Below are 11,711 nucleotides of genomic sequence, written 5' to 3' on the forward strand. Positions count from 1 at the left end.
GAAGCTGCACGACCTCCCCGCGGGAGAGCTTCAAACCCGACGCGTCGGGCTGCGATCTTGGCGTCGCTGCCAAACGCGTTGCAGCACGGCCGCTCACTCTGTGATCAGTAGCACGTCGCTGGAGCGTAGCAGAGTGCCTTTTTCGAGATGCACATTCTTTGTCGCGATGGTGTATTCAACCAGAGCTGAATAGTAGTGTGATTGCGACTCGGTCACTCGCCGCTGAGCATCGAGCAGCTGGTCGAAGTTGACCTTCATCCCGGTTCCCTGCGACGCATCCAATGCGTTCAGAGCATCGCTGGCTGCTAGATACCGATTGAAATTGGTACCCAGTTGTTCGTACGCTCGATCACATTCGGCGACCATCGAGGTCAGGTCGTGCATGATCTGGCGCTGCTGGGCATCCAAGATCGCACGTTCACGCGAAACCTGCAGTTTTGCATTCCGCACCGCCAAATGCCCCTGGCGAAATCCAACTGGCAATTTGAATTCCAGACTGGCTTCATATTCCTGCAGATCAAAGCTGCCCAAATCCGAGAGTGCGGAATCACTTCCGGCGAGGTCTTTGTCCAATCCCCGTAGTCGGTAGATGGTCACCAAGTCCAGGGTTGGCAGCAAGAAGTTTTTTGCCGCCAACAATTCCATCTCACAGCGTTTAATTTCCAACCGCTGTTGCCGTAATTCACTCCGCATGACCACGGCTTCGGCTGCGATCGAATCCCAGTCGAATTCGATCTTTGCGATCGATGGTTCGTCGATCGGTCGCAACAGAGTCCCGTCGTTGATCGGAATTCCAAGGATCAACCGCAGTCGGCGCTCGGCCGCTTGAACCCCGCCTACACCGGCAAACGCGCCGCCAGTGGTGGCGTTGTTATTTTGCGTTCGCATGGACGGCTTGCCCGCGACCGCGTCTTGGTATTCGCTACGAAAACGAAAATACTGTTCGCGTGCCAGGGCTTCGGAGGGACCGGATGCGCGATTGCTCGATCGCTGCGCTTCATAGTTTTGCCAGGTTTTTTGGCTGCGTAGCATCGCCTCGCGCTTGGCGTCTGCATCACGGTAGGCAAAGTACAAATCCCAATAGGCATTGATGACGTTGCTGACGTAATCTCGGAGCCCCTGTTCAAACTGTGTCGTCGTGACTTCGCTATTGACCTTGGCGATCAGCACACCGTTGTAAACGCCTGGCAGCGCCGCGGGGCCTGCGATCCGGTTGAACTGCAGACCGCCACCCTGCAACAGCGGTTGACGAGCTTCGGCGTGCAATTGGGTTTGCCACGCGCTATTGGTCAGGTTACCGGTCGCGTTATTGGCATCGTAATCGGTGACGCTGCGGACCGAAAACTGCGCACCGGTGGCAGTGCGTTTGGACAGCTGCATGACATAGTCGTGCGTGTCTTGCTTGAACGCGTTTGACCCGCCACCAAAAAAGCGGTTATTGAAGCGGCGATCATTGTTTTGCCATTTGCCGAAACCATACAGTTGCGCGTCATAGGCGCTGAGGGCGGCTTCCACACTTTCTTGCGGGTCCAACCGCTGCAGAGCCTCGGTCCATTCGGTCTGCATTTGGTCAGGCGTTCGCAGCACCCCGGCGCCCAAATCGGTTAGCACGTCACCATTTTCCAGTGCCAGCGACAGTGCGTCCGCCAGAGTGATCTCCCGGCGTGGAATGGATTCGATCTGTTCTGCCGAACGCAGCGTTAGCGGCGCAGTCGTTTCCGGGACGGAAACCGATGACAGATTTTGATTCGATTGCATCTCGCAGATCAGCGCGTCCACACATTCGGTCCGCTGACCGATCGTTTCTGGCAGCTGGTGGGTATGCCTGCAACCCACCAACCCGACCAGCGCGCCTGCAACGCACAGCGTGTGTTGAAGCGCATGTTGTAATGATCGCCGCTTGGAAAACCGCGTTGCCTGGTTGCCATGCGTCAACCCAACCGAGCGCGATGAATCGCTCGGGTGGTGCTGCGGCGCGTCTGATAGCAATCGAGGCAACAAATTGGACCAAGGGGCGAGCGTGACCGGTCGAATCAGCAAGGTATGCAGGGACCTTGTTTGATGTCTTTATCGAACAACGCAGTTCTGATCCTGAGCGCAAACGAACACGATTGAGCGACTGAAGGGAGTTTGCCGAAAAAATCTTGCTCCTCCCGGCGTGAAACAGCGTTTCACGCTCTCGCGAGTCAACGCATCAGCGAGGACCCCAAGATTCGCAGCTATCAGGACCGACAAAGTCAGCTTGATCGCCAATTGGCCCGAATTCGAAAAGTTTTCAAATTGTGCGCTCCGATTAAAGATCATTGTGTGCCTCCCGAACACAAGAGACTCTGAACATGCCAACCCATCCCCTGAAAATCGCCGGCTTCGTGGCTGCAGCAACGGTCGGCCCCTACGTCGCCACCGAAACCGATACCGGTCGATCGGCTGTCTCCCAAGTCCGCGTGATGTTGACCGACGCGACATCCACGACGGCAGAACCCGATGGCAATGCGCTGGGGGCGGCCAACGACTATGCGACTCACTCACACTATCAAGTGGAAACACTGCGAGAGGTTTCCGACAGTCGCTATCGATACGATGAAGATTTGGCGCGCAAGCTGGGTGCGATCCCGGCTGACCCGGCTTCATCACCGTCGCTGAGTGGATTTCGCGTGCAGGATTTGCGTGCGGTGATGCGGTTTGACATCAATCCGGCTTGGGTGATTGCCAACTTCTCTCGCGTCAGCACTGTTCTGGCAGACATGAGTCTGAAAGGTTTGCGGGTGCCGATCGTGACTGGCACCAGAGCAGACGATTTGGCGGGCACCTTGACCTACTATTTTGACAACGCGGACAAGTTGCAGCGATTAACGATCCACGGGTTCACCGGTGACGCCCAACGGTTCGAGCGGGCGATGACGACGCATTACGGATTAGAACGCGAAGCTTCGTTAGAAGCCGGTGCCTACACCAAGCGATGGAATGGTCGCCCCACCCACTTCATGCGGTTGACCCATGCGCCGGTGGTCTACAGCGACGCGGTGCATCACAAGTACACTGTGTTTTTGGAGCTGAATCAGCCAAACTTGGCCTACGGAATCAGTGCGGAAGCGCAAAAGATTGTGGATTCCGATCACCACACGGGCCGCTGGTAACCGAACGATTTCGCCACGGTTTGCACCTCCATCGAATGCAAGGAAATCACTGCGGTGAAACGAAAACCATCAGGGGATTCCACGCCCGATCCGACGCAACCAGCGGACACATCGGCGGCAACGAATTCCGAACCCGTGTCCCAACCCGCTGCGACCGCCGGCGAGAAGGCACCACAGGACGCAGTCGAACGTTTCGAACGCCGCCCCGGGCCGCCGCGACTGCTAGGCAATTTGCCATCGCTGTCGCGGATCATGTCGGTGATCATGTTGCTGGTCGGCATCTCGATCGTGGGACTGTTGTTCTACAAGGTGATGGCGGGATTTTTTATCCCACTGTTCATGGCGGCTGCGATGGTGGTGATTTTCCGCCCGGTCCATGAATGGTTCCTGGCACGACTCAAGGGTCGGCGTCACATCGCCGCGGTGGCCACGACCTCAGCGATCCTGGCGATTGTCTTGTTGCCCGTGACGCTGTTGATTTCGGTTGCGATTGGCCAGCTAACCGGATTGGTCGGCCGCGCCGATCTGGATGACATAAAATCTGCGATCGAGCGTGGGCGAACGCAGTTGGGATTGGAATTGGACCACGCGGACCGGTTCCGTCGGCTGGACGAATTGACCGGCTTGTTGGGTGTCATCGACGAACCGGAAATCGTCAAACTTGAGATCGATGAAGCCACCGATTTGGTCACGTTTTTGGACACCGAAGTTCCCGGTGCGACACCGTCCGGGGAACTCGCCGAACGAGCCGTTGAGCAACTTGATAATTTCCGGGCGGTCGTCCAACGACTGGCGGAGCCAGACTCGATCGAAGACACCGCCAGCCGGGTTGCGATCGAAGAACAATTTCACCGTGATTCGGTCGTCGCATCAGCCAGCATCAACGCTTGGATGAATGCCAAGTTGGGGGGATCGTTTTGGACGCAAGCAAAGTTGTTGACCAATCCCAGTGAAAAAGATCTCGCGTCGCTGATCCGATCGGCACGTGAATACCTGCAGCCTCGGTTTGTGAAATTCTCTGGGGTCACCGGCAAAATCCTGATTCAGATTTTGGTCGGCCTGTTGATCATGGTGATTTCGATTTACTTTTTCTTTGTCGATGGCCCGGCGATGGTCAGGACCCTAATGCGTCTGAGTCCGCTCGACGATGCCTATGAACTTCGGTTGTTGGGCGAGTTCGAAAAAACCAGTCGGGCGGTCGTCTTGGCGAGTGTGCTGAGCGCTTTGGCACAAGGTTTCTTGGCCGCTATCGCATTCTTTTTCTTTGGGTTCCAGTCGTTCATTCTGTTGTTCATGGTGACAACGGTGATGGCATTGATACCGTTCTTAGGCGCCGCCTCGGTCTGGGTCCCCTGCGCAATCTACTTGGCCGCAGTGGATCAGCGTTATGGTGCAGCCATCTTTCTGGCCATCTATGGCGCCGGCGTTGTTTCTTCCATCGACAATGTGATCAAAGCGTATGTCTTGCATGGACATTCCGAACTGCATCCGCTGGTGGCGCTGCTGAGCGTGCTGGGCGGTGTGCCTGTGTTTGGGCCGATCGGCATCCTGATCGGCCCGATGGTGGTGGTGTTTTTACAGACACTGTTAGAAATCCTGAACCACGAACTCGCTGTTCGGGACAATGATACCGAACCAGTTAACGACAACCCACCGACGACGGATATGGTTTAATATCGGGCCCTGCCGATTCATTCTTCCAACCCCGGGTCAACGATGGCTGTCCGTTTCCTCCCGTCACGCGTGCTGTGCCTGGTCACCACGCTGATTCTGCTAGTTGGTGTCTCGCACCAGTGTTTGTGCCGGGCTGCAGAACACTCCAATATCATCTACATCATGGTTGACGATTTGGGATACGGCGATCTGGGCTGCTATGGCCAGAAAGTGATCCAGACACCGAACCTGGATCAGATGGCTGAGCAAGGCATACGGTTCACCGATCACTACGCCGGCCACACGGTCTGTCGCCCCTCCCGTTTAGTGTTGTGGACGGGAAAGCATGTCGGACACACCGGGTTGATGGGGAACCGCCCGCGATCGCTTACCGGGACCGAGACGACCGTCGCAAAACTATTGCAGCAGGCCGGCTATGCCACCGGCGGGGTCGGAAAATGGTCGTTGGGGAACGTCGACCAGCCATCGGAAATCGACAACCCGGGACACCCGAACAACAACGGATTCGACGATTGGTTCGGCTACATGAATCAAAGCAACGCGCACAACTACTACCCACCCTTTTTGTGGAAGAACGATCGCCAAGTGCCGCAGCCGGGCAACGTCTTGATGGACGACCCGGCGGCGCGAGGGCGGGTTTCCAAGGAGCGTGTGACGTACTCGCACGATCAATTGACCGAAGCGGCATTGGATTTTGTACGCCAGCATACCTCCGATCCGTTCTTGCTGCACATCCATTGGACCATTCCCCATGCCAACAACGAAGGCGGGCGAGTCTTGAAAGATGGGATGGAGGTGCCTGATTATGGGATTTACGCTGATCGCGATTGGCCAAACCCCGAAAAGGGATTTGCGGCCATGATCACACGCATGGATGCCGACGTGGGACGTCTGCTGTCGTTTCTACAGGAACTCTCGATTGACCAAAACACGCTCGTCTTGTTCACCTCCGATAACGGTCCACACCACGAAGGCCGACATGATGACAAGTTTTTCGATTCCAACGGCCCGCTGACTGGCCAGAAGCGATCGATGCATGACGGCGGGATTCGAGTCCCATTGATCGCCCGCTGGCCCGGCAAAATCAAACCGGGCACCCAGTCCGATCTGCCAAGCGCGTTCTGGGATTTTTTACCCACCGCCTGTGACGTTGCCGGGATCGATGCGCCCGCTGATATCGATGGAATCTCCTACCTGCCGACACTGTTGGGAAATCAATCCGACCAAGCGCGGCACGAGTACCTGTATTGGGGCAGCTTGGAAGGACCAACTTCGATCGGGATACGCCGTGGCAATCACAAGCTGGTCCGCTATCGCAAAGACCGAGACGGCCAACCGGACTGGCGACTGTACGATCTAACCAGCGACATCGCCGAAGAACACGACCTGGCCGCGAAATCACCCGAGATCGTCAACGAGATTCTCTCGTTGATCAAACGCGATGCATTGCCACTCGACGCGAACTCGGAATGACCACCGCATTGCCCGGCAAACGTGTTATTTTATTCCAGACGTTGAATGAATTTGCCTGGCAGGTCGCCTTCACGAATCAGAAACATTTTCTTCTTGCCCGGTTCGAAGATGATGTAACGTGTTCGTGACGGCAGGTTCAGATCGATCGGCATTTCATCGTTCTCGCGCAGGACCACGGCTAGTTCTTCCGCATCCACCGTGCGGAAGGGATGCTTGGACATGGCGGTTTCCAGCGCGGCCCAATCTTGTCTGGCATTCCGGTTGCCACTGATATTCGGTGGCGGCCATACCTGACCGCGGTCGATCAACGCCGGTTCAATCGCCAACACCAAGGTCACATTCTCACGGCGGCTAGAGAACCAGCGCAGCACATCAGTGTGTTCCGACGTCTCGACGTGCACCACGCTGGGAGTCGCCCAAATGACATCGACCAATGGATTAATGATTTCGCGAAGAGGGCGGCCGACAACATAGGGTGCGATCGTGTCGCACCAGTTCCGTCTGGTTTCGGTGTGTTGCTCCAGCACGATCAAGCGAATCAAATCATTCAGATCGCTCAAGCTGAAACGCAATTTAACATCCAGCAGGTAGACCGGCTGGAGTTCCACAGCGAGGCGACCGAATTTGGCGATCCAGGCCGAATCGATTTGGCCCAGTGAATCATCCCAGGCGGTGTTCTCGTGAAGTTGCGTCAGCGCCTGATCGTAAATGCGTCGCACACGATTTCTCGTTCGCTGTGAAATGGCCAATCCCAGTTTTTCGGGATCCTGATCATTCAATTCCAATAACGCCCGATTTTCTTCGGCATCCTCCAACACCTGGATCAAACCGGGGCCATCAGGCATCCCGACACACAGGTTTAACAAGCGATAGTTCCCATCACAAATCGCGATCATCACGCGAGGTGGCAGGGACCGTGCATTGCCGCCGGTCAGATTGGACGGCAACCCGGCGACGATTCGCTGCGCGATGATTCGATCTTTTAGATCAGGGCGTTCCTCGACCATTTTGGCGAAGGATTGGCGAAAATCGCCGCCACACCAGACGTCCGGACCGCCGCCCAAGCGATTCTTATCCGCCCGTTCCAGTTTCGCTTTGGACCAAAGGAACGGATCTTCATCGGTGATCAAAAACACAATCAACTTCGACTCAATTTCGCTGGCAGAGAGCCCCGAAAAAGGCTCGCGAAAGATCAGTTCGTCCGCGGGAGCTGGAGGCGGATCGGCGGCCCCCACAGTGATGCAACAAAAGTGGCCAATCAGCAACCAGAAACAGCACTTGATGTTCATCTCATTCCGCCCTCGAATCGCATCGGTACCCAGGTGACTAGAACTCCTGGCAGTCAAACCACAGCGCCATCAGTTTAACACTTCGCAAAACGCGTGATGTTGCGTCTTGGGAGGAGTTTTTTTCCGAGTGGTGCGTCCAATGTCGACAGCGGTTTCAAATCAGCCAGTTTTGCGGAGTTGCCGGGCGGTAACCGGACAGATGCACACGCGACCACCTCCGTGCGTAAGCCACGACGCCTGCTGCAGTTACCGGTTCCAAAAACGTGAACGTAATAGCCTGGCAGCGCCAAATGGCTGCCAGCAAGACCGCTAAAGTGGTTCAGTTCCTAACCGCTAATGCCACGTCAAACACAAAACTTAGAATACGACGGATTTCTAAGTCCGCCGTACACAGGTTGACCGTGAATTTAGGCTTTGACGCCCACTCACCCGCCCCGCGAGTTCTGAAGAATGCGCTTTTAATTGCCCCGGAGCCCCCTATTCCGTTGGAGTCTAACGCACCTGCCATTTCCAGCACTGGCGACTCAAGCTGTTGGCTAAGGGACCGATTTTCGAAAAATCGCTATCGAAAACGAGACTCCATCCATCAACACACCGAAAAATCACAGCCTTGCTGGGCTAGGATACTCCCTTTCCATTTTCGGTGGTTGCTCCACCGGCAAAGGTTATTTCGGCTCCGGAGTGAACCTGATTGCCGCCAGTCTTAAAATTGACCCTGGAGACCTGCACCAAGTAGCTGACGAATCTGACTTCCGAGCGGTGGCTCCCTCAAACAGTTAAGTGGGCGGGATTTCCCTGTTTAACCAGTTATGCAGGGTTTGACACGTCAAAATGTTCGTTGGAATCATTTGCTCAGAGTACGAAAAAAAATCTTTCTCGCGATTGACCGTGATCGCATGTTCATGACGGACTATTTCGCTAAGCTTTCCCACTGGGGGGGCGAACGTTTGAGACGATCTGGACCGTTGGCCTCCAATGAGCAATTCGACTTGGAAAGACAGTTATGATTTTCAATCACCATTTTTGTCGATCTCTGGTTGGGCTTGTTGTCACCTTTGCGACCAGTTTTTTGGCCGGGAGTGTGGTTGCCCAAGACATCTACTCGATGCGAACATGGACTGATGTTTCAGGACGTTCAAGCGTCGAAGCGGAGTACGTTGGCCACCAAGGGGATCTGGTACATCTGCGATTGGCAGGTGAGCGGGACGTGAAAATGCCTGCTGGTCGGCTATCGACATCCGACCGGGAATTTTTGCTCGCAATTGAAACCCTAAAACAAACCGCTCAGCAGCAGAAGAGGCTTGCTTCTCAGCTTTCTCCAAGTGGTTTCCACGCCAAGACGTGGGCAAGCATCCTAAAACCAATATCATCAGAATTTCCTGAGGGATTGGTCGCTCCGTTTTATGAAGTTGCCCTCGTTCCTTTGAATTCACGGGAAAAAAGTGCGCTGTCGATGGCTCAAAGAGCTGGCCGACGAGCGATTGAATTGATCGACAGATTGCGCAAGCGATGGCCTGAGATGCACGCCACTACGCTGGGATCGGTTTACAACAACCTCGCTGTGGTCGCAGTACGTCAACAAAGCGCACTTGGGGCAATCAACCATCTCAAGTTAAGCGCTGAAATGACTGTGCCAAGGTTGCTTTTTGCGACGCACCACAACGCATCATTGTTGACCAAGGCGGATTTGGACTCAGCTGACCAAGCTGAGCTTAAGAAGGTTCTGGCAATGGGAAGCCCTGGTGTGGGGCCGAAGGTGCAGCAACGCTTAGCATTTACCTTCGAACATGATCCGTTTCAGTCGATCGAGTCATTATCCGGCGGCCACGGCTTTCCCATTGGTGAATCGAATCAGGACAGGCCACCAAAGGGCTTTCGAAGAGTGGGTACTTCATCAGGATTCTTGATAGCGCCGGATTTGGTTCTGACTACTGGCGAAATTGCCAAGCTTGGTGATTTTATCCGTGTTCACAATTGCCAAGACTTTTCTAGTAAAGCGACGTTGCAAGCTGTTAGCCAAGACTCGGCGGTTGAGCTTGCCACGCTGCAGTTGCAAACGCCCGTCAAAAACTTCGCTCCGCTTCGGATTTCGTCAGATGATCCACCGTTGCAAACCAAATTTGTCGCGTTTGGCTACCAAGGTCCAAGACTGCTCGAGGCTTCACTGGCGAACTATCCCGGTAGTATCGCCAATTATTCCCTTGATAAAGGAACCTTCATTCATGGCGTTGCAACGGAGCAAGGAAGCAGTGGTGGGCCTTGCATAGACGATAACGGCAACGTCATCGGTGTTCTGTCTGGTCGCTCAATGCTCACTGCACAGGCTCATGGCACTGCCATTTCGGCTTCCAGGATTCGGAGTTTTTTAGTCCGCCAGAATATCGAGCTGCTACCAGAGTTCACTTCGAACGCCGATGTTGCTGGCATTATCGCTGGTTTTCGTCCGAGCGTCGTGTTTATCTCGGTCGACGAACCAGAAGATCTGCCACATGCGGAAGTGGCAACTGACTTCACTCCACCCCAGATTGTTTATGATGACTGCTGCCTATTCTGCGGAGGCAATGGGGCGAGGATTTGTGGTGCGTGTACGAAAGGGTTCATTCGAAAACCCTATCTCGCAACAGTTGCGTATGACCTCGTTGGAAACCCTATCACGGCTCGCAAGTTCAAGAAGATCCGTTGCTCAAAATGCTCTCGAGGCTGGATCAAATGCCGTGTCTGTGACGGTTCAGGAGTCATGAAGCCATGAATGAGAATGCGACTTCCTTGGTAGCACCATCCCTGTTGCGAGAAATAGTATGCCCACACTGCTGGCATCGTTTCGAGCCTGACAATGCGGTTTGGATTGCCACTCATGGTGATCTTTATGGTGATGACAAATTGGGCGATGATGCGATGCGCCGATTTTTGCCGACGCGGTTCAATGTTGATGGCGACGCACTTGATCCCAAGGGCGGGGTAGCCACGGCCACGGCCTGTCCGCGTTGCCATTTGAGAATTCCACGGCGACAATTTGAATTGCCAACGTTGATCTTCTCAATCCTGGGGGCACCTGGTAGTGGCAAGAGTTATTTGTTGGCATCGATGTTGTGGCAAACGCGTCAGATTTTGCCCACCCAATTTCACCTTAGTTTCGCGGACTCTGATGCGACGATGAATGCGCGTCTAATCGAGTACGAAGAACGTCAGTTTTTGGCCAACGACCCGGATCGCCTTACCTGGCTGGCCAAGACCGAAGAGCAGGGAGACCTTTATGATCGAGTTCGAATTGATGAACGGACAATTAACCTGCCCAAGCCATTCTTGTTCAATATCGGTCCAACCAGTCAACACCCGCATGCAGATCGGGCCAGCGGATTATCTCGAGTGCTCTGTCTGTACGATAACGCGGGTGAATCATTCTTGCCCGGAGCAGATGAAACACTCGGCCCCGTAACAGGACACCTGGGGCAATCCGAAGCATTGTTTTTTTGTTTTGATCCAACGCAGGATCCTCGATTCCGAAGTGCCTGCAGTGGTCTAAGTAGCGACCCGCAGATGGTCCAGGCAAGAACGAGCGACCGGGAGTCATCTCCAGGGCGAACGGGAGCCACCTCGCGACAGGATACAATTTTGACAGAAGCAATCAGCCGCGTTCGTCGAGGCGCCGGACTACGAGAGGATCAAAAGATACGTGGAATGCTGTTGGTCCTCGTGACAAAATGGGATGCCTGGGAATACCTGCTGCCGGGAATCGATCCCCACCCACCGTACGCGTCCATTGGTCCTGGAAGAATGGGGATCGATGAAGCGCGTATTAAGTCGGTGTCAGATGCCGTACAATCGCTGTTGCAACGAACATGCGCAGAAATGGTATCGGCGGCTCAAGCGATTTCTGACACGGTGCTGTTTATGCCCGTCTCCGCCACTGGTGTGTCTCCGGAAGTAGACCCAGAAAGCGGCCAATTGGGTGTCCGACCACGAGACCTGAGACCGCGCTGGGCCGAAGTCCCGATGCTGATGGCAATTGCCCGTCGCACCCGGGGACTAATTGATTTGGGAAAGCCAAAATAGAGGCGGAAAGCAAATGACAGAATTCTGAAATGAAATGTTTCACATTCCGCCTCAGCAGCTTTCAACGTCTTTACACCAATCCATG

The 11,711-nt window shown here is 54.7% G+C and carries 7 protein-coding genes; 5 read left to right on the plus strand and 2 right to left on the minus strand.

Going from position 1 to position 11,711, the window contains the following annotated elements; translation table 11 throughout:
* Positions 1 to 93: 93 nt before the first annotated feature.
* Positions 94 to 1,758, minus strand: a complete 1,665-nt coding sequence (locus tag NHH03_RS06475; RefSeq protein WP_253154945.1) for a TolC family protein — start codon at positions 1,756 to 1,758, stop codon at positions 94 to 96.
* A 578-nt stretch (positions 1,759 to 2,336) separates the two neighbouring features.
* On the opposite strand from NHH03_RS06475, the gene NHH03_RS06480 reads away from it, so the two are divergent.
* From NHH03_RS06480 to NHH03_RS06490, 3 genes are read left to right on the plus strand one after another with little or no spacing between them, the layout of a single operon-like run.
* Positions 2,337 to 3,137, plus strand: coding sequence for a DUF6690 family protein (locus NHH03_RS06480; RefSeq protein WP_253154946.1), 801 nt, complete (start codon positions 2,337 to 2,339; stop codon positions 3,135 to 3,137).
* A gap of 54 nt (positions 3,138 to 3,191) precedes the next feature.
* Positions 3,192 to 4,811: an AI-2E family transporter gene (locus NHH03_RS06485; RefSeq protein ID WP_253154947.1), complete on the plus strand. Its 1,620-nt coding sequence runs from the start codon at positions 3,192 to 3,194 to the stop codon at positions 4,809 to 4,811.
* Positions 4,812 to 4,853: 42 nt separating this feature from the next.
* Entirely contained in the window at positions 4,854 to 6,284 is a 1,431-nt protein-coding gene (locus tag NHH03_RS06490; protein ID WP_253154948.1) for an arylsulfatase, read from the plus strand.
* 29 nt (positions 6,285 to 6,313) lie between these two features.
* Here NHH03_RS06490 and NHH03_RS06495 read toward each other — a convergent pair whose 3' ends face one another.
* On the minus strand, positions 6,314 to 7,573 hold the full coding sequence (locus NHH03_RS06495; RefSeq protein ID WP_253154949.1) for a hypothetical protein: 1,260 nt from the start codon (positions 7,571 to 7,573) through the stop codon (positions 6,314 to 6,316).
* Positions 7,574 to 8,576: 1,003 nt separating this feature from the next.
* Between NHH03_RS06495 and NHH03_RS06500 the strand changes: the two genes are divergently transcribed.
* Both NHH03_RS06500 and NHH03_RS06505 read left to right on the plus strand, forming a co-directional pair.
* Complete coding sequence (locus NHH03_RS06500) at positions 8,577 to 10,322, plus strand: trypsin-like peptidase domain-containing protein (protein ID WP_253154950.1); 1,746 nt, start codon at positions 8,577 to 8,579, stop codon at positions 10,320 to 10,322.
* Positions 10,319 to 11,626, plus strand: a complete 1,308-nt coding sequence (locus NHH03_RS06505) for a hypothetical protein (RefSeq protein WP_253154951.1) — start codon at positions 10,319 to 10,321, stop codon at positions 11,624 to 11,626. Before NHH03_RS06500 ends, NHH03_RS06505 begins: the two co-directional genes overlap by 4 nt.
* Positions 11,627 to 11,711: the final 85 nt, after the last annotated feature.

It is taken from the genome of Stieleria tagensis, from assembly GCF_024129865.1.
Lineage (GTDB): Bacteria > Planctomycetota > Planctomycetia > Pirellulales > Pirellulaceae > Stieleria > Stieleria tagensis.

Coding starts and splice junctions, on each gene's coding strand:
- NHH03_RS06475 (WP_253154945.1), bottom strand. CDS start 1,758: ATGCAATCGAATCAAAATCTGTCATCGGTTTCCGTCCCGGAAACGACT.
- NHH03_RS06480 (WP_253154946.1), top strand. CDS start 2,337: ATGCCAACCCATCCCCTGAAAATCGCCGGCTTCGTGGCTGCAGCAACG.
- NHH03_RS06490 (WP_253154948.1), top strand. CDS start 4,854: ATGGCTGTCCGTTTCCTCCCGTCACGCGTGCTGTGCCTGGTCACCACG.
- NHH03_RS06495 (WP_253154949.1), bottom strand. CDS start 7,573: ATGAACATCAAGTGCTGTTTCTGGTTGCTGATTGGCCACTTTTGTTGC.
- NHH03_RS06500 (WP_253154950.1), top strand. CDS start 8,577: ATGATTTTCAATCACCATTTTTGTCGATCTCTGGTTGGGCTTGTTGTC.
- NHH03_RS06505 (WP_253154951.1), top strand. CDS start 10,319: ATGAATGAGAATGCGACTTCCTTGGTAGCACCATCCCTGTTGCGAGAA.